The organism is Aeromonas sp. 600282 (genome assembly GCF_049175755.1).
Lineage (GTDB): Bacteria > Pseudomonadota > Gammaproteobacteria > Enterobacterales > Aeromonadaceae > Aeromonas > Aeromonas veronii_A.
Map to the genome: position 1 here is coordinate 18,632 of NZ_JAAKVR010000022.1, position 25,791 is coordinate 44,422.

The window sequence follows — 25,791 nt, forward strand, 5'->3', positions numbered from 1 at the left end:
CTTCAAGGAGAGAAAGCCACTTGCCATGAGGCGAGCACTCGATTCCGTCTGTCAAATCATCTCCAGTCTGGCTCACTCGAGCGGTCAGGGATATTTCGATACCTTTGTGAGTGAAATCGCCGCTGCTGTGATGGCTGATGTCGTCCTGATCGCCAGCAGGGAATCAAATGCTACCCACCTGACGGTTCAGACCGTCTATCCCTCCTCCCTTGACACCGATGCCCTGACGCTGCCACTGACTGACTCTCCCGATGCCATTACCTGGCAGGAGGGGGAAGCCTGGTTCAGCGATCGTCTGCTTCAGCTCTTTGCCAACGTTCCCCTTGCACAGGAGTGGCAACCTCAGGCCTATGCCGGGATTGTCCTCAGGAATGCAGATGGCGAGACCATAGGTATCTGCGCCCTGCTTTATCGTCAGCCGCAGGCCAATATGAGCAAGGTGATGGGGTTGCTCCGGTTGCTTGCTCCGTTGGCGGGTCGCGAGCTGGCGCTGATGCTGCAACGACAGCTGCCCTCCCCTCTGCCTGAACCGTCCCATGCATTGCAGAGCATGCTGTTCCAGGCTCCGGTGGGGATCGGCAAGCTGGACCTGGCTGGCCGTATCCTCTGGGCCAACCCGGCCATCGAGCAGATGCTTGGCTATCCCCTCGACGAGTTGCTGCAGCGATCCATCTCCGACATCAACCATCCCGAGGATTGGCAGGGCAGCCTCGTTTGCTACGAAGAGATCCGCCGTGGCGAGCGCAGCAGTTTCACCCGGGAGAAGCGCTACTTCTGCAAGGGGGGGCAGATCTTGTGGGGGCGGGTAACCGTCACCCTGATCCGTGACAAGCAGCAGCAGCCGGACTACCTGATGGTGCTGCTGGAGAATATCGATCCTCTCAAGCGCCATGCGGAGCAGCTCAAGCTCTCCCACCGGGTCTATGACAATCTCTCCGAGGCGATCCTGGTCTGTGATGCCGATAGCCGCATCATCTCGGTCAATCCGGCCTTCGAGCAGATCACCGGCTACAGCAGTGACGAGGTGCGAGGCCAGCGCCCCAGCCTGCTCAAGTCGGGGCTGCACGATCAGACCTTCTATGCCGACATGTACCATGCGCTGGAGCGGGTGGGGGTATGGCGTGGTGAGGTGTGGAACAAGCGCAAGAATGGCAAGCTCTATCCACAGCAGTTGATGATTAGCACCCTGCGGGAAGGGGGCAGGATCAGCCAGTACATCGCTATCTTCAGCGACCTCTCCCAAACCAAACTGGCCGAGCAGAAGATCGCCACACAGGCCAACTATGACAACCTCACCAGCCTGCCCAACCGCTGGCTGTTCAGTCGCTGTCTCAGCCGCTTCTGCGAGCGGGGCGAGCGCTTCGCCCTGATGGTGCTCGACCTCAACAACTTCAAGGCGGTCAACAACAGCATGGATCACCATGCCGGTGACGCCCTGTTGCGGGAGGTGTCGGACCGGCTGGTGAGCCGGGTGCGCACCGAGGACCTGGTGGCCCGCATCGGTGGTGACGAGTTCGCCTTTCTGGTGCCAGGCATCGTCACCCGTCGTCAGGCCGAGGTGTTTGCCAAGCAGGTTATCGGTAGCTTTACCCGTCCCTTTATGCTGGCCAACCAGCATCTCTATGTTACGGCAACCGTGGGGATGACCCTCTGCCCCGTCGATGGTAGCGAGAGTGACGAGCTGCTGCGAAACGCCGAACAAGCGTTGTTTGCCGCCAAGCGGCAGGGGCGGTTGATCGGTACCTACTGCTCCTCAATGCGGGAAGAGGTGCGTCAGCGCCACCAGATGCAACAGGATCTGGCGGAGGCGATCAAGCTGGAGCAGTTAACCATGGCCTACCAGCCGATCTGGGACAACCGCAGCGGTCGGGTCGCCAAGCTTGAGGCGCTGGTGCGCTGGTATCACCCCCAGTGGGGACAGGTATCGCCAGCCGAGTTTATCCCGCTGGCGGAAGAGGCGGGGTTGATTCAGGGGCTGGGTGCGCTGGTGTTGTGGCAATCATGCCGGGATCTGGCGCGGTTGCAGCAGTCCGGCTTCCCTGATCTGCAGATGTCGATTAACCGCTCCACCATGGAGTTCCAGACTATCGACCCTGAGGCGAGCGAGTGGCTCAAGGTGATCCAGCACTTCGGGCTCGATCCTGCCGACATCGTCATCGAAATCACCGAATCTCTGCTGATGGAGAGCAGTGATCAGCACCGGGTACGGATCGATGCCCTGCGCGAGGCGGGTTGCAAGCTGGCTATCGATGATTTCGGTACCGGCTACTCTGCCCTCAACTATCTGCGCTCTTTCCCAGTGGATCTGGTCAAGATCGACCGCTCTTTTGTGCGCCATATCCCCTTCAACGAGCAGGATCGGATGCTGCTGGACGGCATCATCAACATAGTGCACAACCTCGGTATGCAGGTGGTGATTGAGGGGGTAGAGACCCGCGAGCAGCTCAATTTCCTCTGCCAGAAGGGATGTGCCTTCACCCAGGGTTATCTGCTCAGCCGCCCGCTGGCCTATGACGATCTCACCGAATATCTGCAGCTCAATGACAAGGGGATGTTTCTGCAGATCAGTTAGGTGTGCTTACTCCTTCGATGTCATCTGTTCCTGCTTTGCTTGCAGTGTCCGGTAATCCTCGCCGAGATAGCGCAGGTAGATGCGATCCAGGACTCCCTCGTCCAGCATCTGTTGCAATGCCTTGTTGTAGGCAGGCAACAGGTCTGCTTTCTGCTTGCCAAAACAGAGGTAGAGCGGTGTCGAGTCGATAAAGGGGGTGAGGGGGCGGATCTTTACGTCCTGCTCCCTGGAGAGGATGGGGGCCGAGAAGTAGTCGAGGATGATGAGGTCAACCCGGCTCTTCTCTAGCAACAGCAGCAACTGCTTGTCTGAATGGGCCTTGATGGGGTCCCATCCGGTGAAGTTCCTGATCTTGTCGGTATAGTCATAGCCCCTGACCATCCCTACTTTCAGCCCCTTGGCCATCTCCCACGAGAAGGTCTGTAACGGACTGTCGGTACGCACATAGGCGGCCAGCGGGTAGAAGGCTGTGGCAAGGTCAGAGTGGTAGCAGCCGGGCAGGGGGGCATTGTCGAGAATGCCATCCGCCAGCTGGGTGCTGACATACTGTTCGCAGCGTCCCCAGGGCAGTTCGAGCAGGGTGAGGGTCATATCGAGGCGTCTGGTTGCTTCCTGATGGATCTCCACTGATATCCCTTCCATCAGTTTGCCTTGTTCGGCGTAGGAGAAGGGAGGCCAGTCTACACCGCATACCTTGAGACTGGTGCTGCTCTGGGCGGCAAGCAACAGGGCTATCAGCAGCTGCATGGGATTCTCCGGGATATGAGGGGGTTGTGGTACACTCGCTTCACTGAACTTAGAACGCATCCAGAGACCATGCAAATCCTCCTCGAAGACCCCGCCAAGGCCGCGCAGGCAGACGCGCTGGCCAGCCAGCTTGGCCAAATCGACCTTCCCCTGTTTGCTCTGGTGTTTACTCCGGAGCGGCTGGAGTTGCGCAAGCTGGATGAACCCAAGCTGGGTGCCGTCTATGTGGATTTCGTGGCGGGGACGGTGGCGCATCGCCGCAAATTTGGTGGAGGTCGTGGCCAGTCCATCGCCAAGGCAGTGGGGCTCAAGGCCGGTGCCACACCGACCGTGGTGGATGCCACTGCCGGTCTGGGGCGCGATGCCTTCGTGCTCGCGTCCCTCGGTTGCAAGGTGACCCTGATCGAGCGCAGCCCTGTGGTGGCAGCTCTGTTGCAGGACGGGCTGGCACGGGCGGCGCAAGATCCCGAGATTGGCCCCTGGGTGCGCGAGCGGATGCAACTGCTGCACGGGCCTGCCGTGGACAATCTGCTGGCGCTGCCGGAGCGGCCCGAGGTGATCTACCTCGACCCCATGTTCCCTCACAAGCAGAAGTCGGCGTTGGTGAAAAAAGAGATGCGGGTATTCCAGTCGCTGGTGGGACCGGATCTTGATGCCGATGCCCTGCTGCCGGCGGCGCTGAAGATGGCACAAAAGCGGGTAGTGGTGAAGCGACCGGACTATGCTGGCTGGCTCAATGAGCACAAACCCAGCATGGCTATCGAGACCAAGAGCAACCGCTTTGACGTCTATGTGATGGCGGCGCTGGCGGGATAACGCCGCACGCGAGGGGTAAAAGAAGAGGGCCAACCCGATGGGGTTGGCCCTCTTGCCATCTATTGGCCGTCGGCTGGGGCCGGCGGGGTAAAGCGGATCAGTTTTTCCTCCCCCTGCCAGCTGAGCACCATGGTGACCAGCTCCGCCAGACTGAGCCGTTCGCCACTGTGCAGCAGCAGGTACTCGATCCCTTCTCTGGCCTCGATGGTGCGGATCTTGTCCGCCCACTGGCGGCCATCCCGGTCGGTGAGGGTGACTGGCAACTGCCAGCTGGCGGCGATCTCCAGCCAGTCGTAGAGATCGCAACTGATGGGTTGGTAGGTGTTCATGTGCGGGTTGCCCTCTTGTCGCCGGTTACTGGAAATTGATGATGGTGGCGGGCGCCACCACCGCCTGGGCTTTCTGCACCTGTTCCAGTTGCAGCGGGTCGCCAGCCAGCGCCGGATCGTCCTCGTGGCCATTGCAGACCAGCGCCAGATCGTAGCTACCGAGATTAACAAATCCCAACTCGTAACCAAAGCCGCCACCGCTTTGCGGCAACACGGGCGCGCTGGCATAGAAACCGTTGTCGCTGTCCGCCATGTCGGGGTAGTTGTCGTCACTTCTGGGTTGGTAGAAGTAGACGAAAGCCTTGTCGGTCAGCAGGCCGCCACACAAGCCAGCTGCTACCGTGCCCCTGACGATGGTGACCTGGGTGTTATTCACCAGCCGCACCCCTCTGGGCTTGAGCTTGTAGTACTGCTCGTGGCCGGGCAGCACCATGGCCTGGCGCAGGTCGAACTCGGTGGTGAAGGCGCTGAGGCCGTTTGCTGCGATGGTGAAGGCATCCAGCTTGAGCTCGCTGCTTGGCACTTCCAGCGGCTTGATCCCCCCATCATCCCGTTTGACGTAGGAGTAGGGGGTGCCATTCAGAAATTGGTTGCTGACCTCCCGTCCATCCAGTATCCGCAACCTCATCTGGCTGTAGTCACCGGGCATCACGCTCTGACCGGACAGCAGGGGGCGACTGGCGGATCCTTGATAACTCAGCAGGTCGATGTAGGTGAACTGCGGCCGGTCTGCACTGTCGAGCGGTATCGTCTCGCCGCTCGGGGTGCAGCCATCGTCCTGGGCCGAGGTGAGAAAACTGGCGGTGGTCCAGATCTGTTCGTTGCCGGCGACGGGGTGGATGCTGATGTTGGCGACGGCGATGCAGACCTTGCTGACCGCATCCACCGGGGCGTCGGAGAAGGCCAGCGAGAGCTGGGCTGGTTGTGGTTGGCTATTGCTGTCGCCACCACCGCCGCAGGCGGTGAGCAGGGTGGTCAGTCCGATCAGAGTCAAGGATTTCATGGCGTCCATTCCGGTTGGTTATGAAGACACCCCAACTCTAGTCGAACGTTGGTCATGAAGGGGAGGCTGGGCCCAGACGCAAGGGCGGGATCTGCCCGTCAGCCCAATAACATCAAGGTGCAGGCCTGAGTAGCACCAGTGTTGGCAGCGAAAGAGATTTTCGGAACGCCGGGGCACTGATTGGGCGTGGCCCAATCAGGCTTCCAGCAGGCGGGTGGGCCAGCCCATCTTCTGCTGGCGCTCTACCTCGAGGCGCAGCTCGCTGGCGCGCAGGTAGTGCTCGTCCAGCCACCCCTTGGGCAGGGTCAGGGTCAGTGACTCCTCTTCTGCCTGCAGGGTGAAGCTGGGCACTGTGCCCTGGGTACGGCGCATGCAGAGGATCAGCGCGATGCGCAGGATACGGGCCAGCCGGATCGCCTGACGACCGGTGACGGCACCCTGTTTCTCCAGTGGTTCCAGCTTGAATTCGTCCCGCTGGTTGAACAGCAGGGCCGACAACAGCTTCTTTTGCGCGGGAGTAAAGCCCGGCATGTCGATGTTGTCGATGATGTAGGCGGCGTGTTGCGGCGCCTTCTTGTATTCGATACAGAGGCCGATCTCATGCAGCAGGGCGGCATAACGCAAAATCGGGCGACCGTAGCGTTTGGAGAGTCGCCAGGCCGGTTGCAGCTGGTTGAACGCCTCGACGGCGGTATCGCGCACCCGTTCGGCGTGCTCTTTATCCAGCTGATAGCGGCTGATCAGGCTGTCGGCGGTGCGATCCCGGGCATCACAGTCGTGATTGTTGCCAAGCAGACCGTAGATCAGTCCTTCGCGCAGGGCGCCACCCGCCAGCGTCATGCTCTCGATATCGAGGGTTTCGAAGATGGCGATCAGGATGGCAAGGCCGGAGGGGAACACGGTCAGCCGTTCGGCCGCCAGCCCTTCCAGTTGCAGCCGGTCGAGCTTGCCGCAGGCGATGGCCTGACCCATCAGCTCCTGCAACTTCGGCAGGGTGACCCGCTCGCTCTTCCCTTGCGCCAGCATGATCTCTTGCAGCGCCTGTACCGTGCCGGAGGCGCCGACGCAGGTGCGCCAGCCGAGGGCGCGGTAATCTTCCGCCACCTTCTCCAGCACCGTCTTGGCGGCGGCAATCGCCTGCTCGAAACGGGCTTCGGAGAGCTCGCCATCACCGAAGTGATTGTTGAGCCAGGTGACGCAGCCCATGTGCAGGCTGTTGAGCAGTTTTGCTTCGCTATGTTCGCCGATCACCAGTTCGGTACTGGCGCCGCCGATGTCGATCACCAGCCGGTTGCCTTCCCCGGCAGAGGTCCAGGAGACCCCTTCATAGATGGTCTTGGCCTCTTCCTCGCCCGAGATGATCTCGATGCTGTGGTTGAGCACCCGTTCCGCTTCGCTGAGGAACTCGTCGACGTTGGTGGCCAGCCGCAGGGTGGCGGTGCCCACCACCCGGATATTGTCGGCCGGAATGTCCTGCAATTGTTCGGAGAAGAGACGCAAACAGTCCCAGCCCCGCTCCATGGCGGCACGGCTGAGACGAAATTCCGGATCAAGCCCTGCTGCGAGGCGAACCTTGCGCTTTACCTTGGCGACGGTGCGCAGGGCACCGGCGACCTCGCGCACCACCAGCATATGAAAGCTGTTGGAGCCGAGGTCGATGGCGGCATAGAGAGGCGAGTTGTGCAACGGGCCTGTCCTTAGCTCTTGCGCGGCGGACGACGACGGTTGTTGCTGTTGCCACCGCCCTGACGATCCCGCATGTTGCGGTTCACCGGCTGACGGTTGCGGAACACCCGTTTCGGCGGGGTCACGTCATCCAGCAGCGCTTCGCGATCATATTTGCTGACCGGAATTGCGTGGTGGATGTACTCCTCGATGGCCGGCAGGTTGAAGGCATAGTCTTCACAGGCCAGGCTGATTGAGTGACCGCTCTTGCCGGCACGACCGGTACGACCGATGCGGTGTACATAGTCTTCAGCGTCGTCGGGCAGGTCATAGTTGAAGACGTGGGTCACGTCAGGGATGTGCAGACCACGGGCGGCCACGTCGGTGGCGACCAGAATATCGAGCGCACCCTTGGTGAAATCCTCGAGGATCTTCATCCGTTTCTTCTGCGGCACATCACCGGTCAGCAGACCGACGCGGTGGCCGTCATTCTCCAGCCAGGCATGGACGTCTTCACAGACATGCTTGGTGTTGGCGAAGACGATGGCTTTTTCCGGCCACTCCTCTTCCATCAGGGAGAGCAGCAGCAACATCTTGTCTTCATTGGAGGGGTAGAACAGCTCCTCCTTGATCCGCACGCCGGTCATCTGCTCCGGCTCGACCTGCACATGTTCCGGGTGGTTCATGTGTTCGTATGCCAACTCCTGCACACGCAGGGAGAGGGTGGCGGAGAACAGCATGCTCAGACGCTCGGTCGCGGGCGGCATGCGGCGGAACAGGAAGCGGATGTCCTTGATGAAGCCCAGATCGAACATGCGATCTGCTTCGTCCAGTACCACGACCTGAATGTTGCTCAGATCGATGACCTTGGACTTGAAGTAGTCGATGATGCGGCCTGTGGTGCCGATCAGGATGTCGACGCCCTGCTCCAGCACGGCCAGCTGCTTGTCGTAACCTTCGCCGCCGTAGGCGAGGCCGAGTTTCAGGCCGGTAGAAGCGGCGATGCTGTCGGCATCGTTATAGATCTGTACTGCCAGTTCCCGGGTGGGTGCCATGATGATGGCTCTGGGTTGGTTAACCAGACGGGGCTTGGTCAGCGGGTGAGTCAGCAAATAGTTGAATGTCGCGGCCAGGAAGGCAATGGTCTTGCCGGTTCCTGTCTGGGCCTGACCGGCGAGGTCATGGCCCTCTACCAGCAGTGGCAGGGAGAGTGCCTGGATGGGGGTGCAATAGTGAAATCCCTTTGATTCCAGACCAGCCAGAACTTCGGGTTCGAGGCCCATTTGGGCGAATTTGTCGGTCGTTAAGTGTGTTTTGCTCATGGCGGTAGGTTATCAGGTTAGGCTTGCAATAATAAACAGGATCATTTCAAATAGGGCAACTATTGCCTTTATTGACGAGTCAATAAAGCCTTATTTACTGACTGGAGTTGGAGATGAGTGACAAGATTGTTCAGCTGAGCGATGCCAGCTTCGAGGCAGATGTAATCAAAGCCGATGGCGCCGTTCTGGTCGACTTCTGGGCCGAGTGGTGTGGTCCGTGCAAGATGATTGCCCCGATCCTGGAAGAAGTTGCCCAAGAGTACGAAGGTCGCGTGACCGTAGCCAAACTGAACATCGACCATAACTCTGATACTCCGCCCAAGTACGGCATTCGTGGTATCCCGACCCTCTTGCTGTTCAAGAATGGCGAAGTGGCAGCGACCAAGGTCGGTGCACTGTCCAAGACTCAGCTGAAAGAGTTCCTGGACGGCAACCTGTAATAATTAAAGAGGAGCGCATTGCAATAATGCGCTCCTTGTGTTTTATCACCTAGACGCTCATCCCGATTGGTGCTAGTTTATCGCTCGTTTGCTAACCTTTTTGCCTGACTCTTTGCTAACCACAGCCTGGCAATCAAATCCGATCAGCATCAATCCAGCAGACTGTCTCCTCATTTCAATCCTTGCTTACAGACTTTCACCACTATGAATCTGACTGAATTAAAGAACACTCCTGTGTCCGAGCTGGTCAAGCTTGGCGAATCCATGGGGTTGGAAAATCTGGCTCGGGCGCACAAGAAAGATATTATTTTTGCAATCCTCAAGGCGCACGCCAAGGGTGGTGAAGATATCTTTGGCGACGGTGTGCTGGAAATCCTGACCGATGGTTTCGGCTTCCTGCGCAGTGCAGACGGCTCCTATCTGGCAGGCCCTGACGATATCTACGTCTCCCCGAGCCAGATCCGCCGCTTCAACCTGCGTACCGGCGATACCATCTCCGGCAAGATCCGGCCACCGAAAGAGGGCGAACGCTACTTCGCACTGCTCAAGGTCAATGAGGTCAACTACGACCGTCCGGAAAACTCCCGCAACAAGATCCTGTTTGAAAACCTTACCCCCCTGCATGCCAACGAACGTCTGCGCATGGAACGGGGTAATGGCTCTACCGAAGATATCACCGCCCGTGTACTGGACCTGGCTTCCCCCATCGGTAAAGGCCAGCGTGGCCTGATCGTGGCGCCGCCCAAGGCCGGTAAGACCATGCTGCTGCAGAACATCGCCCAGAGCATCGCCTACAACCACCCGGACTGTGAACTGATCGTTCTGCTGATCGACGAGCGTCCGGAAGAGGTGACCGAGATGCAGCGGATGGTGAAAGGTGAAGTGATCGCTTCCACCTTTGACGAGCCTGCTTCCCGTCACGTTCAGGTTGCCGAAATGGTGATCGAGAAGGCCAAGCGTCTGGTCGAGCACAAGAAAGATGTGGTGATCCTGCTGGACTCCATCACCCGTCTGGCTCGCGCCTACAACACCGTTATCCCGTCATCCGGCAAGGTACTGACCGGTGGTGTGGACGCCAACGCCCTGCACCGTCCCAAGCGCTTCTTCGGCGCCGCGCGTAATGTTGAAGAGGGCGGCAGCCTGACCATCATCGCCACCGCGCTGATCGATACCGGCTCCAAGATGGATGAAGTCATCTACGAAGAGTTCAAGGGTACCGGCAACATGGAACTGCACCTCTCGCGCAAGATTGCCGAGAAGCGTGTCTACCCGGCCATCGACATCACCCGCTCCGGCACCCGCAAGGAAGAGCTGCTGACCACTGGTGACGAGCTGCAGAAGATGTGGATCCTGCGCAAGATTGTCCACCCGATGGGCGAGATCGACGGTATCGAGTTCCTCATCGACAAGCTGGCGATGACCAAGACCAACGACGAGTTCTTCGACGCCATGCGGCGCCAGCAGAAGTAAGTCCGGTCAGAAAATGACGAAACCGCGGCCCTGGTCGCGGTTTTTGTTTATCTGTTTTCCGGTTGCCCTAGTAGTATGAGATCCCGATGTCGCATGGATGGAGACGTCATGAAGCCTGTTGTCTGGTTATTGCTGGGATTGCTGAGTGCAATGCCAGTCTGTGCGCAGAGTGCTCCGGCTACGGTGACAGCCGAGACGCTGCAGACGCATCGGCACTATCTGGCGAGCCGTCTGCAGCAAGGACAATTTGCCGCCATCGACTCTCTGCTGGCGACCCTGAGCCGCGAGCAGCGGGAGTTCCTGCTGTTGCAGCTGCTGCGGGATATTCCGGTTACCGCTCCTGCGTCCCCCGCGTTGCAACGCTGGGTCGAGGCACAGGCCGACAAGGCTCCAGAGTGGCTGCAGGAGCAGCAGGTAGACGGTTTTCTGGTGCAGCAACCTGTCTACGATTTTGCCGCGCAGGCCCGTCAGTTGCTGGGCGAATGGCAACTGCACTCATTGGTGCAGCGTTATCAGCAGCAACTTGCCCAGGGCAACTTCCAGCTAAAGTCCATCTACTACAGCAGTAACCCCGATATTGCCATGCAGCAGCAAGCTCTGTTGCTGGCCCTCGACGCCTTGCCGCAATCGATCTGGATGCGGGAGGCGCAAGCGCTGGCCAGCCGGAATATCTATCTGCCCGACAATCAGCTGTTGCTCCATCTGCTGCTGCGCACAGGTGAACCGGCGCTCTATGGCATGTTGTGGCGGCGGCCGGCAGATCAGGATGCGCTGCGCGCACTCGCCACCATCAACCGCTTCCATCATGGCAATACGGCCAGCTCCCTGCTGATTGCCGCCAGCGGCAATCCCGGTTTGAGAGAGCCGGCCCTGCGCCAGCTGAGCGCCCTCTCTCCTTTGCCGCCACAAGCCCAGAAATACCTGCTGGCCGAGCTCTCCAACCGCCAATACGGGGCGCTGGTGGCCGGTCTATTGATGGAGGTGGATGAACCCCAGTTGCTCTCCGGCCTTGCCAGACGCCTCGGCCAGCGTGATCTCCCCCCCGCAGCACCGAGTCTGCTGCCTGATTCGGGTACACCCGATGGGCAGCCAGGGTTATAATGCGTGACCTCCTGAACCCGGTTGGGAACTTGCATGAAATACAAGGATTTGCGTGATTTCATCGCGCAGCTGGAACAAAACGGACAACTCAAGCGCATCACCCGCGAGATAGACCCCTATCTGGAGATGACCGAGATCAGCGATCGCACCCTGCGTGCGGGTGGCCCGGCTCTGCTGTTCGAAAATCCCAAAGGCTACACCATGCCGGTGCTGACCAATTTGTTCGGCACCCCGGATCGGGTTGCCATGGGCATGGGGCAGCCCGATGTGGGCGCTCTGCGTCAGGTCGGGGTCTGGCTCTCCTATCTCAAGGAGCCCGAGCCGCCCAAGGGATTCAAGGAGCTGATGGAGAAGCTGCCGATCTTCAAGCAGGTGCTCAACATGCCGACCAAGCGCCTCTCTTCCGCCCCCTGCCAGCAGGTGGTGCAGGAGGGAGATGCGGTCGGTCTCGACCAGATCCCGATCCAGCACTGCTGGCCCGGCGATGTGGCGCCGCTGGTCACCTGGGGCCTCACCATCACCCGCGGCCCCTACAAGAAGCGCCAGAACCTCGGCATCTATCGCCAGCAGAAGATCGCCAAAAACAAGCTGATCATGCGCTGGCTGGATCATCGTGGCGGTGCCATCGATTTTCGCGAGTGGCAGGAGGCCCACCCGGGCGAGCGATTCCCGGTGGTGGTGGCACTCGGTGCCGATCCGGCGACCATTCTCGGCGCGGTGACGCCGGTGCCGGATACTCTCTCCGAATATGCCTTTGCCGGTCTGCTGCGCGGCAGCCGTACCGAGGTGATCAAGGCCATCAGCTGCGATCTGGAGGTGCCCGCCAGCGCCGAGATCGTGCTGGAAGGCTATCTGGAGCCGGGTGAGATGGCGCCGGAAGGGCCCTATGGCGACCACACCGGTTACTACAACGAGGTGGACGAGTTCCCGGTCTTTACCATCACCCACATCACCAAGCGGCGCGATGCCATCTATCACAGCACCTACACCGGCCGTCCGCCCGATGAACCGGCGGTACTGGGTCTGGCGCTGAACGAGGTGTTCGTGCCGCTGCTGCAGAAGCAGTTCCCCGAGATTGTGGACTTCTATCTGCCGCCGGAGGGGTGCTCCTACCGGATGGCGGTGGTGACCATCAAGAAGCGTTACCCGGGCCACGCCAAGAGGGTGATGCTGGGAGTCTGGTCCTTCCTGCGCCAGTTTATGTACACCAAGTTCGTGGTGGTGTGTGACGATGACGTCAACGCCCGCGACTGGAAGGATGTGATCTGGGCCATCACCACCCGGATGGACCCGGCACGGGACACCACCTTGATCGAGCATACGCCGATCGACTATCTGGACTTCGCCTCGCCGGTCTCCGGCCTCGGCTCCAAAATGGGGCTGGATGCCACCAACAAGTGGCCGGGCGAGACCAATCGGGAGTGGGGTCAGCCCATAGTTCAGGATGAGGCGGTGAAGCAGAAGGTCGATGCCATCTGGGATGAGCTCAATATCCTCGGATGAGGCAAACATGACAGCTTTGCTGCAAAAAGTGATGCGATCCGCATTGATTTGAGTATTCTCGACTGACGGGGCCAGGGCTGCTGGTCGTCACTCCATAGTGAAACAATGAGCGAAGCGGGCCGAGCGAGCCCGCCACAAGGACAAGAATGCAACGTATCAAATGCCGCGTAGAGGAACTGCGCGAATATGTCGACACCATCTGGCATGTGGCTCTGACGCCGCAGCAAGCGATCAGCTTCAAGCCGGGCCAGTATCTGCTGGTGGTGATGAGCGATTCGGACAAGCGCCCCTTCTCCATCGCCAACTCGCCGACCCGCCCGGGCGTGCTGGAGCTGCAAATTGGTGCCACTCCCGAGAACGCCTATGCCGGTCAGGTGCTGGCCCGCATGCGCGAGCAGGGGGAGATCGAGGTCGAATTGCCGGCTGGCAAGGCGTTCCTGCGCGATGAGTCTCCCCGTCCGCTGATCCTGATGGCGGGCGGCACCGGCTTCTCTTACGCCCGCTCCATTCTGGAATATCTGATCGACACAGGCAGCAAGCGCCCGGTGTTCTTCTACTGGGGGGTGCGTCAGGCTCACTGGCTCTACGAACTGGAGCAGATGCAGCAGTGGGAGCGTGACTATGCGCCGCTCACCTTTATCCCGGTGGTGCAGGAGCCGGATGCTGACTGGACCGGCAAGAGCGGACTGGTGCACAAGGCGATCATGGATGACTTCGTCAGCCTCCACGACTACGACATCTATGTCGCCGGTCGCTTCGAGATGGCGGGGGCCGCGCGTGAGGAGTTCAAGATCCTCGGCGCCGAGCCGGAGCGCATCTTCGGTGACGCCTACGAATTTATCTGACGGGATCCCCGCTTGGATGACGCAGCCCCCGGTTTTGCCGGGGGCTTTTGTTTTTGTGGCTGCCGCAGTACCTGATCGTACCGAATGGTTGGATTATCGCGGCGTTATCCCATTATTTTTCAATATATTGGCTATGAATGGCTACTAATCTGGCTTGGCTGGTGGCATCTTTGTTTGGATTGACAAGAGTATCCATAGAGCAAGCACAAGGAGGCGCAGTGTTAAGCAAAGAGGCAAGGGGGCAACCCGGGTATGATCGGGAGGCACCCTGCGCGACTGAGCTGGCCGCCATGCCGGAACCCTCCTCCGGTGGTGATGCGTTTGCCCGTTTGCAGGCAGAGATCGCCGCTTTGCAGCATGAAAACGGCCTGTTGCAGGAGAAGCTCAATGCCGCCCTCGATGGCACCGGCATCTGTCTCTGGCAGGGCACCATTCCCACCGGCGAACTGCGGGTCTTCAATCTGCAGAACTTTCAGGCTGGCGATATGGCCCCTCATTTCGATCAGTGGAGCGCCAAGCTCCATCCCGACGATCGCGCCCATGCCATGGGCAGCTACTTTGCCCACCTTGAGAGGAAAACGCCCTTCTACGAAGCTGAATACCGCACCATCAGCCCGGCCGGGGAGATCACCTGGCTGTGGGATCGTGGTCGCGTAGTGGAGTGGGATGATGAGGGCAGGCCATTGCGGATCATGGGCTCCCATATCGATATCACCCAGCGCAAGGCTTATGAGCAGCGGCTGGCAGAGCGTGCCAACTGCGATGCGCTCACCGGCCTGCTCAACCGGCAGGGATTTGGCAAGGCGTTCGCTCTACAGCCGCCACAAGGGACGGGGGCACTGCTCTTTATCGATCTGGATGACTTCAAGGGGATCAATGACCAGTTGGGCCACGCTTGTGGTGATCAGGTACTGCAGCAGATGGCGGAGTGGTTGCGTCTCATTATGCCGGGCTCTGCCCTGTGCGGCCGTTACGGCGGTGACGAGTTTGTGGTTTATCTGCATCGTGATGTATCAAACCATGCTCTGGCTCATCTGGCCGATGCCCTGATCTGCCGGATGCATGGTTACGTGCCCAAACCCGGTTGCCCGCAGCGGGTGGGGCTGAGTATCGGCATCGCCCTGTGGGAGGAGCAACCATTGAGCTTCCGACAGGCATTGGAGGTGGCCGACCGGGCCATGTACGAGGCCAAGGCGCGCGGCAAGCGGGCCTGGTATCTGCTTCAGGTGTGATGCTTTTTACAGGTTCAATACAAAGCAAAAACCCCAGCTGAGCTGGGGTTTTCGTTATTCGCCTTTGGCGCCGAGCTGCTGCTCGAGCTGAGCCAGCTTGCTTTCGAGGGCGGCCAGTTTTTCCCGGGTACGCAGCAGCACCTTGGTCTGCACGTCGAACTCTTCACGGCTGACCAGATCCAGCTTGCCCAGCTGCGCTTGCAGTACCTGACGCATCTTCTTCTCGGCCTCTTCACCCATGCTGCGAATGCCGGGTGGCAGGGAGTTGTGCACCTGCTTGGCGATCTCTTCCAGTTTCTTCGGGTCGATCATGATGTCCTCCTTAAGCGTTGGCGGACATTCTACCGACAATTCCCTCACTTTGCCGAGATCGCGGCGGCTTTTTAGTCGTGATGGTGCCCGCTGGCTGGTCGGGTCTGGTTAATCACTCACTGTTGTTACCCTTGCGCCCCTTTGTTGACGTAAAACCTTGATTCTCGCCACAAACCTGAGCAGAAGATGACCAACATGAGTCTCGTTGGTTGTTGGTTTTATGTTAACGTCTTGCAGTCGCGGTCGTGATGGCCTCGTTGGCTGGTGATGGATAACAACCCTATAAAAAGAGAATAAAAAATGAAGAAGAAGCTAATTTATGCAGCTGTTGTCAGCGCTCTGCTGAGCGGATGTGGTGGAGATGACAACAAGGGAGATACTACCAGCTCCCTGGACTATGCCCTGAGTGGAGCCAATGGACTTCGCCCGAGCGTGCTGGCCCCCCGTGCCAGCGACGGTACCCTGAAGTTTTCGACAGAAACTGCTGATCTGTCGAACCCGGTATCTGCCCTCTCCACCCTGGATGGCTGGTCAACCACCCAACCCGTCCAGCTGGTACCGGCGACCGTGACCGGTGTCTCAGTGCCGGCACCGGCAGCCAGCGAGTATGCTTCTGCCGTTGCGCCCCTCTACCTGCTCGAGCTCACGCTGGATCCGGTCACTCTGCAACCCAACGGAGTCAAGGGCGGCAAGCCACTGGTTTATGGGACCGACTTTGTGGTCACTGGCGGGGACGGCAAGCTCAATCTGGTTCCGCTCAAGCCGCTCAATCCCTCTTCTTACTACATGATCGTGGCGACCGACTCCCTCAAGGACAGTCGTGGTACGCCGCTCAAGGCGGGAGGCGATTACAGCAGCTTCAAATCGACAGCTGGCGCAACTACTCAGGAGCAGACCATCAACGGCCTGATCTCGCTGCAGGAAGGTCTGTTCAAAGCGGCCACCGGGATCACCAGCGATCGGGTGATCTTCTCCGACTGGTTTGCCACCCAATCTGGTGCCGATGTGCTGCTGGCAGTGAAAAGTGCCGCCGCTTCGGTGCTGAAGAGCCCGAGCCTGGACGCCGCGGCGCTGTGGAAACAGGATGCCAAGGGCAGCACCAGCCTGCCAGCAACCTATACCATCAACGGTCTTAATGGCGGGGTGGATTTTCTGACCCAGCTGGCGAATGAGCCATTCTTGCCGCAGGAACAGAAAGATGCACTGACTGCCGCCTTTGGTGTTGGTACGCCGCTTAACGGGGTTGCCCAGCTGACCAAGGTTTATACCGGCACCGTCAAGCTCCCTTACTTCCTCTCTACTCCTGCGATAGCCGGCTCCTGGGACAAGGCCAAGACCCAATCCTGGCACGGCGCCATTCCCAGCCTCTATGCCATCGCCAACGCGCTGAAAGCGGGCGATACCGAGGTGATCGGTGGACTGGTCGGAGCGGGCGTGGACCCGGCATTGCTGGGTGAGCTGATCGCCGACCCGAGCCGTCAGAGTGAACTGCTGACCGAGGCGAGCAAGCTGATCGGGGTGACCCTCACCTCCGGTGGCAAGCCGCTGGATACCGAGCGCAATATCGGTCGTTTCAACCCGTTGCCGACTCTGACCGAAGTACAATCGGTACCGCTGCGGATCTTCGCTGCTGCACCGCTCAATACAATTACTGATGTGATCATCTATCAGCACGGGGTTACCTCCATCAAGGAGAACGCCTATGCGCTGGCGCTGGGCCAGATTGGTGCTGGTCTGCAAGTCACACCAACAGCCAAAAATGTCGCTGTGGTAGTGATCGATCATCCGCTGCACGGTGAGCGTGGCTATGCCCTGAGCGGCAGCATGGATACCGTCACCACCTCCGAGAATCCGACTCCCTATCTGAATCTGGGCTATCTGACGGTGGCGCGGGACAACCTGAAACAGAGCGTGGCCGATCTGCTTGGCCTTCGCCTGGCTGTCGGTCTGGCCAATGCCAAGGGGCTGGGTGGCCAATTGGGTGGTGCCGGTCTGAAGGTGCATTTCCTCGGTCACTCACTCGGTGCCATTACCGGGGCCAATCTGCTGGCTGTCGCCAACCAGACCACCGGCAGTGCTCAGGCTGATGCCCTGTTCAAGTTCGATACCGGTGGTCTGGCGATGCCGGGTGGCGGCATCGCGCCGCTGTTGCTCAACTCGCCGAGCTTCGGGCCGACCATCAAGATGAGCGTGCTTACCTCGGGTAGTCCGGCGCTGAAAGCGGGCTTTACCGCCTATGCACCGAATTGCAAAACGGCTGCCGCCACTTGCTTCGTCAACGAGTTCCTGCCCAGTCTGGATGCGGCCACGCAGGCGGGTGCGGCGAGCACCTTGCAGAGCTATACCTTTGCCGCCCAGTCAGTGCTGGACTCTGCGGACCCGATCAATCTGGGCAGTGGCGTCGCCAAGAGCTTCCCGCTGTTCGCCACCGAAATTGTGGGTGATGGCGCCCTCAATCTGCCGGATCAGGTGATCCCCAACAGCATCGCCTCTGCACCGTTGGGTGGCACCGAGCCGCTGTTCCGGGTGCTGGGTTTGCAAGAGCTGAAGGGTTCCGGCGTGCTCCCGGCGGGTCACCATGCTGCGCGCTTCCTGAAAGGGGGCCATAGCTCGCTGCTGGCTCCTGACGAGAACTTCGATCCGGCTGGCGCGGTCACCACCGAGATCCAGACCCAGTTCGCCAGCTTCTTTATGAGTAGCGGTGCGGCGGTCAAGGTAACCGATGACACCCTGATCAAGCAGTAACTGCCTATCGCGTAAAAAAACGCCGCCCTTCGGGGCGGCGTTCTCGTTTCTGCAGTTGCTGAAAAATCAGCCCGGCTGGTGGTTGCGATCCAGCCAGCCTTGCAGCAGGCCGACCAGCAGGCCGGTCAGGTGGGCGATGTTGGCGGTGCTGGTGCCGAGCATGTCGAAGAAGCCGAGCACCATCCAGAACAGCATAAAGCCCATCAGCGCCGGTGGCAGAGTGAGGCCGCAGGCCGGTTGCAGCTTGCTGCGCAGCCAGCAGTAGCCGAGCAGGGCATAGACCACGCCGGAGAGGCCGCCAAACAGCGGGCCGCTGGCAAAAAACTCGGCGATATTGGGCAGGGCGGCGCCCACCAGCAGCAGGATCAGCAGCTTGCCGCTGCCGAGGCGCTGTTCGATCTGGCCGCCGAGATACCACCACCAGAGCAAGTTGAACACCAGATGGAGCACCGAGAAGTGGATCAGGGCGGGGGTGAAATAACGCCATGCCTGCCAGTCGGTGAACTGGGCCAGCGTCGGGTGGAATGCCAGTTCATCGTAGATGGGCAGGCCGATGGCCTCGATCCCGTAGATGGCGAGACAGGCGATGATAACCACCAGCGTCAGTGGCCCCGCCTGATGGAGGAAATCGGTGATGGGGTCCGTCATCCCCTTGCTGTAGTCGATGCGGGCATCGGCGCGGCCGGATTGCCAGGAGGCTTCCATATAGCGCGGGTGGCCCGGCTCGGCCAGAAAGCGCTTCACCTCCAGCTGGGCCTGAGCGAGGCGTTGCTCGTCCGCCAGCCAGATGGTGACCCCCAGCTCGGACTGGGTCAGCTCGCAGGAGATCCCTAGCGTCGCCAGATAGTCCACCAGCGCCTGCGCCATGCGGGCGTTGTCGAGCACCAGCAGCTGGATCATGCCTCGCCTGCCTCGATGGGAAACTCCCTGCGCCACGCCTCGAAGCCGCCATCCAGACTGTAGACCTCGTCATAACCCTGTTGCAGCAGGTATTGGGCCGCCCCTTGACTGCTGTTGCCGTGATAGCACATCACGATGACCGGGGTATCGAAATCCACTTCATTCATAAAGCGCGCCAGGGTGCCATTGGTGAGGTGGAAGGCGCCGACCGCGTGGGCCGCTTCAAAGGATTGCGGGTCGCGAATATCCACCAGACGGGCTTCACCCGCGCTCAGTTTCTGGTGGGCATCATGGGCATTGATATGGGCAAACTGGTCCATCGGGATGTCCTGCGAATAGGTTGATTACGGGCCAGTGTACCGCAAGCTTGGGCGCAAACTAACCCCACAAAAGATAAGGGAGCCAGCGGCTCCCTTGTTGATATGGCATGCGGGTCAGTGGGTTAACCGCCCAGATAGGCCTGCCGCACTGCCGGGTTGGCCAGCAGGGCGGCGCCCGTGTCTTGCAGCACCACGTGGCCGTTCTCCAGCACATAGCCGCGGTCGGCCAGCTTGAGCGCCTGGTTGGCGTTCTGCTCCACCAGAAAGATGGTCATCCCCTTCTGGCGCAACTGCTCTATGGTGTCGAAGATCTGCTGGATGACGATGGGGGCCAGCCCCAGCGAGGGTTCATCCAGCAGCAGCAAACGCGGTTTGCTCATCAGGGCGCGGCCGATGGCCAGCATCTGTTGCTCGCCGCCGGACATGGTGCCTGCCCGCTGTTCCAGCCGTTCGTGCAGGCGCGGAAACAGGGTGAACACCTGATCCAGCAGGCCATGCTGCTCTGCCTTGTCGACGAAGAAGGCGCCCATCAGCAGGTTCTCCTCCACCGTCAGGCGGGCGAAGATGCGGCGTCCCTCCGGCACCACGGCGATATCCTTGCGCATGATGCGGGCGGTGGTGAGGGTGCTGATCTGTTCCCCCTCAAACCAGATGGAGCCGCTGCTGGGCTTGGGTTCACCGCAGAGGGTCATCAGCAGGGTGGTTTTGCCAGCGCCGTTGGCGCCGATCAGGGTGACGATTTCCCCCTCTTTCACCTCGACGCTGACATCGTGCAGTGCCTGAATTTTGCCGTAGTGGGTCGATACGTTGCGAAGTTCTAACATCTTTTTGTCCTTACGACTCGCCCAGATAGGCCTTGATCACTGCCGGGTTGTTGCGGATTTCATCCGGCTTGCCGTGGGCCAGCGGGGTGCCCTGGCTGACCACGAAGATGCGGTTGGAGATGCCCATCACCAGCTTCATATCGTGTTCGATCAGCAGCACCGAGACACCGAATTCGTCCCGCAGGCTCATGATGAGCTCGTCCAGTTCGTCGGTCTCCTTCGGGTTGAGGCCGGCAGCCGGTTCATCCAGCATCAGCAGCTCGGGACGGGTCGCCATGCAGCGGGCGATCTCGAGGCGGCGCTGCTGACCGTAGGCCAGATTACCGGCAGCGCGGTTGGCGAGATCCTTGAGGCCCACTTTATCCAGCCAGAAGGCGGCCCGCTCCAGCCCCTCCTGCTCGGCACGGCGGAAGGCCGGGGTCTTGAACAGGCCGGCGATAAAGCTGGTGTTGAGGTGCTGGTGCTGGGCAACAAGCAGGTTCTCCACCGCTGTCATTTCCTTGAACAGCCGCACATGCTGGAAGGTACGCACAATCCCCTTGCGGGCAATGAGGTGGCCGGGCAGCCCCTGGATCTCCTCACCCTTGTAGCGGATGGTGCCGCCGCTCGGGCAGTAGAAACCGGTCAGGCAGTTGAAGATGGTGGTCTTGCCCGCGCCGTTGGGGCCGATGATGGAGATCACCTCGCCCTTGTCGATATCCAGTTTTACCCCGTTGACGGCCAGCAGGCCCCCGAAGCGCATCGACAGATCAGAGACTTCCATTAACTTCTGATGAGTACTCATTTCTTCAACTCCAGATGCGGACGGGTCATCGGCAACAATCCTTGTGGCCGCCAGATCATCATGAACACCATCAAGAGGCCGAACATCAGCATGCGGTACTCGTTGAATTCGCGGGCCAGCTCCGGCAGCACCGTCATCACGATGGCAGCCAGCACCACCCCGATCTGGGAGCCCATGCCCCCCAGCACCACAATGGCGAGCACGATGGCCGACTCGATAAAGACGAAGGATTCCGGGCTGATAAAGCCCTGCCGGGAGGCAAAGAAGCTGCCGGCAAAGCCCGCGAAGGTGGCGCCTATGGTGAAGGCGGTCAGCTTGATGATGGTGGGGTTGAGCCCCAGCGATTTGCAGGCGATCTCGTCTTCCCGCAGCGCTTCCCAGGCTCGGCCAAGGGGCATGCGCAGCAGGCGGTTGATGACAAACAGGGTCACCACCACCAACACCAGCGCCATCAGGTAGAGGAAGATCACCTTGTGGTTGGCGTTGTAGGTAATGCCGAAGAAGTTGTGGAAGGTATCAAAGCCCCCATCCTTGACGGTGCGGTTGAACTCCAGACCCCCCAGCGTCGGCTTGGGGATGCCGGAGATCCCGTTCGGGCCGCCGGTCAGGGTAGTCATGTTGTTGAGCAGGATGCGGATGATCTCGCCAAAACCCAGGGTGACGATGGCCAGATAGTCCCCCCGGAGCCGCAGCACCGGGAAACCGAGCAGGAAGCCGAAGGTAGCGGCCATCAGCCCGGCGATGGGCAGGCACTCCCAGAAGCTCAGTCCGAAGTAGGTGTTGAGTAGGGCATAGCTGTAGGCACCGACCGCGTAGAAGCCGACATAGCCGAGATCGAGCAGACCGGCGAGGCCGACCACCACGTTCAGCCCCAGCCCCAGCATGATGTAAATCAGGGTGAGGGTGGCGAGATCGATGGCGCCGCGAGAAGCCATAAAGGGCCAGCTCACCGCAAACAGCAGCACCAGCACGGCGGTGAGGTTATAGAGCTTGGGCGCCTCTTCCGGGCTCGGCAGCACCAGCTTGGTGAAGCCGACCGAGAAGCCGCTGATGGAGGCCTGAAACAGCTTGGCAATCTGGCCGCGCAGCATCTGGAACCAGAAAACAATGGTGGCGCCCCCCAGTAGCCAGGCCAGCGACACATCGAGGCGGCTCACTACCTGCAGGCTGGAGCCATCGGTCTCCAGCTTGAAGCCGAGCAGCCAGAAGGAGAGCACCAGCAGCACCAGGCTGGCGATACTGGCGTGGATCAATTGATGTTTCATCACACTTTCTCCACTTCCGGACGACCCAAGATGCCAGTAGGCATAAAGAGCAGCACAAAGATGAGCAGGGCAAACGCCATCACATCTTTGTACTCGGTGCTGAGATAACCGGCGGTGAGCGCTTCAACCACCCCCAGCAGCAGGCCGCCCAGTACGGCGCCCGGAATGCTGCCGATACCGCCCAATACTGCGGCAGTGAAGGCCTTCAGACCGGCCATAAAGCCGAGGTAGGGGTTGATGACGCCGTAATACATGCCGAGCAGCACCCCGGCCACGGCGGCCAGTGCAGCCCCCAGCACGAAGGTGATGGAGATGACCACGTGGGTGTCGATGCCCAGCAGATTGGCCATCTTGATATCTTCCGAACAGGCGCGGCAGGCGCGGCCCATGCGGGAGCGGCCGATGAACTGGGTCAGCGCCAGCATGGTGATGAAAGTCACCACGAAAATGATCAGCTGCATATAGGAGAGGCTGGCCTGAAAACCATCCTCACCCCCCAGGGTCCAGCCACCTGAGATCAGGCTGGGCATGGCGATATCCCGCGAGCCCTGAGCCATGCGCATCATGTTCTGCAAGAAGATCGACATGCCGATGGCGGAGATGAGGGGGATCAGCCGGTTGCCACCGCGCAGTGGCCGGTAGGCGACTCGCTCGATGCTCCAGCCATAGGTGCCGGTGATGATGATACTGACCAGGAAGGCGCCTCCCAGCAGTAGAAAGGTGCTGTCGATGCCCATCATCATGAGCCCCGCCATCACCATGAAAGCGACATAGGAGCCGATCATGTAAACCTCGCCGTGGGCGAAGTTGATCATGCCGATGATGCCATAGACCATGGTGTAGCCAATGGCGATCAACGCATAGGTGCTGCCTATGGTTAATCCGTTCAGCAGTTGCTGAACGAGATAAAGGAGGTGTTCGGACATACTGCGTTCCCTGTACTTGCCCGCAAAGAGAGGAGGGGGTGAGCGTACTCACCCCCGATCGGCAGATTATTTGACTTGGCTGGAAGTACCGTCAGCGTGCCACTGGAACACACCAAATTCGAAGCCTTTCAGGTCACCGTTAGGTGCCCAGGTCAGGGGGCCCATCACGGTATCGATCGGTGCGGCCTTGATGGCGGCGGCAACGGCGGCCGGGTCATCTTCACCCGCCTTGGCGATACCGGCAGCCAGGCTCTGCACCGCGGCATAGGTGGTCCAGACGAACGGGCCGGAGGAGTCCTGACCCTTGGCCTTGAACGCCGCCACCAGCGGGGCGTTGGCAGGCACCAGATCGTATTTGTTCGGCAGGGTCACCAGCAGGCCTTCGGAAGCCGGGCCGCCGATGGCGGAGATATCCTTGTTACCGACCCCTTCCGGGCCCATGAACTTGGCTTTCAGCCCCTTCTCGCCAGCCTGACGCAGGATCAGGCCCAGCTCAGGGTGATAGCCGCCGTAGTAGACGAAATCGACGTTCTCTTTCTGCAGCTTGGCGATCAGGGCGGAGAAGTCCTTGTCACCGGCGGTGATCCCTTCATAGGCCACCACCTTCACGCCAGCCTTGTCCAGTGCTGCTTTGACGCTGGAGGCGATCCCTTCACCGTACTGCTTCTTGTCGTGGATAACGGCGACGCGCTGGGGTTTGACCTGCTCGATGATGTACTTGGCGGCAGTCGGGCCCTGATCGCTATCCAGACCGATGGTGCGCAGAGTCAGCTGGTAACCGCGCTCGGTGATCTTGGGGTTGGTGGAGGCGGGGGTGACCATCAGGATCCCCTCGTCTTCATAGATGTCGGAGGCGGGCAGGGTATTGTCGGAGCAGAGGTGGCCGACCACGAACTTGACGCCATCATTCACCACCTTGTTGGCGATGGCTACCGCCTGCTTGGGATCACAGGCATCGTCATAGATGACGGCTTCGATCTGCTTGCCATTGATGCCGCCAGCCTTGTTGATCTGCTCGACCGCCATCTTGCCGCCGGTGAACTGCATGTCCCCGTACTGGGCAACCGGGCCGGTGAGCGGGCCTGCGATACCTATCTTGATGGTGTCTGCCGCGTGTGCGATGGAGATCGATCCAAACAGAGCCAAAGAAACCGCTGCGCTTACTGTAATTTTGCTCAACTTATGCATTGATTCGTCCCTTAATCAGTGGATTGTTTCATTTACGAGTGCCATTCCGGATCGACATCCCGTGCATCCGGCTATAGGTATGGTTCTATCATTCCTCACGGGGCAATAACAAGCTGTTAAAGATACTAACCAGAGGGGGTGGGGTGGGCTTATTTTGAAATAAATGACCTGTCATTTGTGTTTAATTGGAATTTAGTATCGATTCTTCGCCTTAACATCTTGGTAACCAGAGGTGATTATGATGAAGCACAGAGGATTAGTCTGGTGATATTTTACTCTGATGGTGCTCCCATTTTGACCATTAATCGTTTGCGCAAACAGAAATGAGCGCCTAAATTAGCCGGCATTGACAATTCCGTGGCAGAGCCCGTTAAAACCAAGCCTTTATTCGGGAAATCTGCTAATGTTCCGCCTTTGACAGTCAGGAGACAGAGATGGCCACTATCAAGGATGTCGCCTCGCGCGCAGGCGTATCCATCTCCACCGTCTCACATGTGCTCAACCACACTCGGCGGGTCAGCGAAGACGCGACCCAGAAAGTGATTGAGGCGGTGGCAGAACTCAACTACGCGCCCAACTCGGTAGCGCGCAGTCTTAAGATAAATTCGACCAAGACCATTGGCATGCTGGTCACCACCAGCGTAAACCCCTTCTTCGCGGAAGTGGTGCAAGGGGTTGAAGCGTACTGCTTCGAACAGGGCTACAGCCTGATCCTCTGCAACACCGAAAACCAGCCGCCTCGCCAACAGCATTACCTGAGAATGCTGATGGAAAAACGGGTGGATGGTCTGCTGGTATTGGGGACCGATATCGACACCCCGTTGCGCGACATGCTGCGCATCCACAAGAACGTGCCGCAGGTGGTACTGGATTGGGGCACGGAGTGCGATTTCGCCAACGTCATCAACGACAACGCCCGCATCGGCGCCCGCATGGCCGTACGCCATCTGCTGGAGCTGGGGCACCGTGACATCGTCTGCATCACTGGCCAGCTCTCCAAGCCGACCACCCAGCAGCGACTGGACGGGGTGCGTGATGCGCTGGGCGAGCACGGTCTGACCCTTAAAGATGAACAGGTCTTTGAAGGGGACTACGAGAGCCAGAGCGGCTTCGATGCCATGCAGCGCATCCTGGCCCTGCAGCCTCGCCCGACTGCGGTCTTTGCCTTCGACGATCCCATGGCGATCGGCGCGATTTGCGCAGCCTGGGAAGCGGGAGTCAAGGTGCCGGACGATATCTCCATCATCGGCTACGACGATGTGGAGATGGCGCGCTTCTCCAGCCCGCCGCTGACCACCATCCGCCACCCGAAGGCCGAACTGGGCCAGCTGGCGGTGAAGCATCTGGTCAGCCGGATCCGCAACAAGGAGCTGGAAGTGGAGTCGATGACGGTACAGCCCGAGCTGATCGTCCGTCGCTCGGTCAAACCGCTGCGTTAATCCGCACCCGTTGCCAAAACGAAAAACCCCCTCTGTCACGAGG

Annotated in this window: 23 protein-coding genes; 10 read left to right on the top strand and 13 right to left on the bottom strand. The window is 59.8% G+C overall.

Annotated elements, in window-relative coordinates; all coding sequences use genetic code 11:
- Positions 1 to 25 precede the first annotated feature (25 nt).
- The gene (locus G5137_RS18300) at positions 26 to 2,572 is read left to right on the top strand and encodes a putative bifunctional diguanylate cyclase/phosphodiesterase (protein ID WP_421255770.1); all 2,547 of its coding nucleotides are present in this window, start codon (positions 26 to 28) and stop codon (positions 2,570 to 2,572) included.
- A gap of 6 nt (positions 2,573 to 2,578) precedes the next feature.
- On the opposite strand, the gene G5137_RS18305 is transcribed toward G5137_RS18300, so the two are convergent.
- The gene (locus G5137_RS18305) at positions 2,579 to 3,319 is read right to left on the bottom strand and encodes a substrate-binding periplasmic protein (RefSeq protein ID WP_005342407.1); all 741 of its coding nucleotides are present in this window, start codon (positions 3,317 to 3,319) and stop codon (positions 2,579 to 2,581) included.
- A gap of 69 nt (positions 3,320 to 3,388) precedes the next feature.
- Here G5137_RS18305 and G5137_RS18310 point away from each other — a divergent pair, with 69 nt between their 5' ends.
- The gene (locus tag G5137_RS18310; protein ID WP_421231681.1) at positions 3,389 to 4,135 is read left to right on the top strand and encodes a class I SAM-dependent methyltransferase; all 747 of its coding nucleotides are present in this window, start codon (positions 3,389 to 3,391) and stop codon (positions 4,133 to 4,135) included.
- 59 nt (positions 4,136 to 4,194) lie between these two features.
- On the opposite strand, the gene G5137_RS18315 is transcribed toward G5137_RS18310, so the two are convergent.
- From G5137_RS18315 to rhlB, 4 genes are all read right to left on the bottom strand, one after another.
- On the bottom strand, positions 4,195 to 4,464 hold the full coding sequence (locus G5137_RS18315) for a Rho-binding antiterminator (protein WP_323913210.1): 270 nt from the start codon (positions 4,462 to 4,464) through the stop codon (positions 4,195 to 4,197).
- A gap of 25 nt (positions 4,465 to 4,489) precedes the next feature.
- Entirely contained in the window at positions 4,490 to 5,467 is a 978-nt protein-coding gene (locus G5137_RS18320; RefSeq protein WP_266135501.1) for a DUF4382 domain-containing protein, read from the bottom strand.
- A gap of 195 nt (positions 5,468 to 5,662) precedes the next feature.
- Positions 5,663 to 7,153, bottom strand: coding sequence for a guanosine-5'-triphosphate,3'-diphosphate diphosphatase (gene gppA, locus G5137_RS18325; protein WP_227341662.1), 1,491 nt, complete (start codon positions 7,151 to 7,153; stop codon positions 5,663 to 5,665).
- Positions 7,154 to 7,164: 11 nt separating this feature from the next.
- On the bottom strand, positions 7,165 to 8,454 hold the full coding sequence (rhlB, locus tag G5137_RS18330) for an ATP-dependent RNA helicase RhlB (RefSeq protein WP_005339414.1): 1,290 nt from the start codon (positions 8,452 to 8,454) through the stop codon (positions 7,165 to 7,167).
- Between the two features lie 113 nt (positions 8,455 to 8,567).
- Between rhlB and trxA the strand changes: the two genes are divergently transcribed.
- From trxA to G5137_RS18360, 6 genes are all read left to right on the top strand, one after another.
- Positions 8,568 to 8,894, top strand: coding sequence for a thioredoxin TrxA (gene trxA, locus G5137_RS18335; protein WP_005339416.1), 327 nt, complete (start codon positions 8,568 to 8,570; stop codon positions 8,892 to 8,894).
- Positions 8,895 to 9,098: 204 nt separating this feature from the next.
- Positions 9,099 to 10,364, top strand: coding sequence for a transcription termination factor Rho (gene rho / locus G5137_RS18340; protein ID WP_005342418.1), 1,266 nt, complete (start codon positions 9,099 to 9,101; stop codon positions 10,362 to 10,364).
- Between the two features lie 108 nt (positions 10,365 to 10,472).
- Complete coding sequence (locus G5137_RS18345; protein ID WP_421207186.1) at positions 10,473 to 11,465, top strand: hypothetical protein; 993 nt, start codon at positions 10,473 to 10,475, stop codon at positions 11,463 to 11,465.
- A 33-nt stretch (positions 11,466 to 11,498) separates the two neighbouring features.
- A complete protein-coding gene (gene ubiD / locus G5137_RS18350) occupies positions 11,499 to 12,968 on the top strand; it encodes a 4-hydroxy-3-polyprenylbenzoate decarboxylase (protein WP_421231680.1) in 1,470 nt (489 codons plus the stop codon).
- Between the two features lie 146 nt (positions 12,969 to 13,114).
- The gene (gene fre, locus G5137_RS18355; RefSeq protein ID WP_042054686.1) at positions 13,115 to 13,813 is read left to right on the top strand and encodes an NAD(P)H-flavin reductase; all 699 of its coding nucleotides are present in this window, start codon (positions 13,115 to 13,117) and stop codon (positions 13,811 to 13,813) included.
- A gap of 218 nt (positions 13,814 to 14,031) precedes the next feature.
- Positions 14,032 to 15,045, top strand: a complete 1,014-nt coding sequence (locus G5137_RS18360) for a sensor domain-containing diguanylate cyclase (RefSeq protein ID WP_227341660.1) — start codon at positions 14,032 to 14,034, stop codon at positions 15,043 to 15,045.
- Positions 15,046 to 15,099: 54 nt separating this feature from the next.
- Here the strand turns inward: G5137_RS18360 and ubiK are convergent, their stop codons facing one another.
- Positions 15,100 to 15,357: a ubiquinone biosynthesis accessory factor UbiK gene (gene ubiK, locus G5137_RS18365; protein ID WP_005339429.1), complete on the bottom strand. Its 258-nt coding sequence runs from the start codon at positions 15,355 to 15,357 to the stop codon at positions 15,100 to 15,102.
- 300 nt (positions 15,358 to 15,657) lie between these two features.
- Between ubiK and G5137_RS18370 the strand changes: the two genes are divergently transcribed.
- On the top strand, positions 15,658 to 18,102 hold the full coding sequence (locus G5137_RS18370) for a VolA/Pla-1 family phospholipase (RefSeq protein WP_421255771.1): 2,445 nt from the start codon (positions 15,658 to 15,660) through the stop codon (positions 18,100 to 18,102).
- Between the two features lie 66 nt (positions 18,103 to 18,168).
- Here the strand turns inward: G5137_RS18370 and glpG are convergent, their stop codons facing one another.
- The 7 genes from glpG to G5137_RS18405 form a co-directional block, all read right to left on the bottom strand.
- Positions 18,169 to 19,002 carry a rhomboid family intramembrane serine protease GlpG gene (glpG, locus tag G5137_RS18375; RefSeq protein ID WP_005342430.1) on the bottom strand — a complete coding sequence of 278 codons (834 nt, stop codon included), beginning with the start codon at positions 19,000 to 19,002 and terminating at the stop codon, positions 18,169 to 18,171.
- Entirely contained in the window at positions 18,999 to 19,322 is a 324-nt protein-coding gene (gene glpE / locus G5137_RS18380) for a thiosulfate sulfurtransferase GlpE (protein WP_421255772.1), read from the bottom strand. The genes glpG and glpE overlap by 4 nt, the downstream gene beginning before the upstream one ends.
- 122 nt (positions 19,323 to 19,444) lie before the next feature.
- Positions 19,445 to 20,146, bottom strand: a complete 702-nt coding sequence (locus tag G5137_RS18385; RefSeq protein ID WP_266135508.1) for an ABC transporter ATP-binding protein — start codon at positions 20,144 to 20,146, stop codon at positions 19,445 to 19,447.
- A gap of 10 nt (positions 20,147 to 20,156) precedes the next feature.
- On the bottom strand, positions 20,157 to 20,930 hold the full coding sequence (gene livG, locus G5137_RS18390; protein WP_005339435.1) for a high-affinity branched-chain amino acid ABC transporter ATP-binding protein LivG: 774 nt from the start codon (positions 20,928 to 20,930) through the stop codon (positions 20,157 to 20,159).
- Entirely contained in the window at positions 20,927 to 22,195 is a 1,269-nt protein-coding gene (locus tag G5137_RS18395) for a high-affinity branched-chain amino acid ABC transporter permease LivM (protein ID WP_421255773.1), read from the bottom strand. Before G5137_RS18395 ends, livG begins: the two co-directional genes overlap by 4 nt.
- On the bottom strand, positions 22,195 to 23,121 hold the full coding sequence (gene livH / locus G5137_RS18400; protein WP_005339439.1) for a high-affinity branched-chain amino acid ABC transporter permease LivH: 927 nt from the start codon (positions 23,119 to 23,121) through the stop codon (positions 22,195 to 22,197). The genes G5137_RS18395 and livH overlap by 1 nt, the downstream gene beginning before the upstream one ends.
- Before the next feature lie 66 nt (positions 23,122 to 23,187).
- The gene (locus G5137_RS18405; protein ID WP_005342436.1) at positions 23,188 to 24,309 is read right to left on the bottom strand and encodes a branched-chain amino acid ABC transporter substrate-binding protein; all 1,122 of its coding nucleotides are present in this window, start codon (positions 24,307 to 24,309) and stop codon (positions 23,188 to 23,190) included.
- A gap of 434 nt (positions 24,310 to 24,743) precedes the next feature.
- Here G5137_RS18405 and G5137_RS18410 point away from each other — a divergent pair, with 434 nt between their 5' ends.
- Positions 24,744 to 25,748, top strand: coding sequence for a substrate-binding domain-containing protein (locus G5137_RS18410; protein WP_005355925.1), 1,005 nt, complete (start codon positions 24,744 to 24,746; stop codon positions 25,746 to 25,748).
- Positions 25,749 to 25,791 lie beyond the last annotated feature (43 nt).

What these genes read in the sequence shown, in the direction of transcription:
- G5137_RS18395 (WP_421255773.1), bottom strand. Translation starts at nt 22,195, where the DNA reads ATGAAACATCAATTGATCCACGCCAGTATCGCCAGCCTGGTGCTGCTG.
- livH (WP_005339439.1), bottom strand. Translation starts at nt 23,121, where the DNA reads ATGTCCGAACACCTCCTTTATCTCGTTCAGCAACTGCTGAACGGATTA.
- G5137_RS18405 (WP_005342436.1), bottom strand. Translation starts at nt 24,309, where the DNA reads ATGCATAAGTTGAGCAAAATTACAGTAAGCGCAGCGGTTTCTTTGGCT.
- G5137_RS18315 (WP_323913210.1), bottom strand. Translation starts at nt 4,464, where the DNA reads ATGAACACCTACCAACCCATCAGTTGCGATCTCTACGACTGGCTGGAG.
- rhlB (WP_005339414.1), bottom strand. Translation starts at nt 8,454, where the DNA reads ATGAGCAAAACACACTTAACGACCGACAAATTCGCCCAAATGGGCCTC.
- G5137_RS18410 (WP_005355925.1), top strand. Translation starts at nt 24,744, where the DNA reads ATGGCCACTATCAAGGATGTCGCCTCGCGCGCAGGCGTATCCATCTCC.
- G5137_RS18310 (WP_421231681.1), top strand. Translation starts at nt 3,389, where the DNA reads ATGCAAATCCTCCTCGAAGACCCCGCCAAGGCCGCGCAGGCAGACGCG.
- rho (WP_005342418.1), top strand. Translation starts at nt 9,099, where the DNA reads ATGAATCTGACTGAATTAAAGAACACTCCTGTGTCCGAGCTGGTCAAG.
- fre (WP_042054686.1), top strand. Translation starts at nt 13,115, where the DNA reads ATGCAACGTATCAAATGCCGCGTAGAGGAACTGCGCGAATATGTCGAC.
- G5137_RS18320 (WP_266135501.1), bottom strand. Translation starts at nt 5,467, where the DNA reads ATGAAATCCTTGACTCTGATCGGACTGACCACCCTGCTCACCGCCTGC.
- G5137_RS18300 (WP_421255770.1), top strand. Translation starts at nt 26, where the DNA reads ATGAGGCGAGCACTCGATTCCGTCTGTCAAATCATCTCCAGTCTGGCT.
- glpE (WP_421255772.1), bottom strand. Translation starts at nt 19,322, where the DNA reads ATGGACCAGTTTGCCCATATCAATGCCCATGATGCCCACCAGAAACTG.
- livG (WP_005339435.1), bottom strand. Translation starts at nt 20,930, where the DNA reads ATGAGTACTCATCAGAAGTTAATGGAAGTCTCTGATCTGTCGATGCGC.
- ubiD (WP_421231680.1), top strand. Translation starts at nt 11,499, where the DNA reads ATGAAATACAAGGATTTGCGTGATTTCATCGCGCAGCTGGAACAAAAC.
- ubiK (WP_005339429.1), bottom strand. Translation starts at nt 15,357, where the DNA reads ATGATCGACCCGAAGAAACTGGAAGAGATCGCCAAGCAGGTGCACAAC.
- trxA (WP_005339416.1), top strand. Translation starts at nt 8,568, where the DNA reads ATGAGTGACAAGATTGTTCAGCTGAGCGATGCCAGCTTCGAGGCAGAT.
- G5137_RS18385 (WP_266135508.1), bottom strand. Translation starts at nt 20,146, where the DNA reads ATGTTAGAACTTCGCAACGTATCGACCCACTACGGCAAAATTCAGGCA.
- G5137_RS18345 (WP_421207186.1), top strand. Translation starts at nt 10,473, where the DNA reads ATGAAGCCTGTTGTCTGGTTATTGCTGGGATTGCTGAGTGCAATGCCA.
- G5137_RS18370 (WP_421255771.1), top strand. Translation starts at nt 15,658, where the DNA reads ATGAAGAAGAAGCTAATTTATGCAGCTGTTGTCAGCGCTCTGCTGAGC.
- glpG (WP_005342430.1), bottom strand. Translation starts at nt 19,002, where the DNA reads ATGATCCAGCTGCTGGTGCTCGACAACGCCCGCATGGCGCAGGCGCTG.
- G5137_RS18305 (WP_005342407.1), bottom strand. Translation starts at nt 3,319, where the DNA reads ATGCAGCTGCTGATAGCCCTGTTGCTTGCCGCCCAGAGCAGCACCAGT.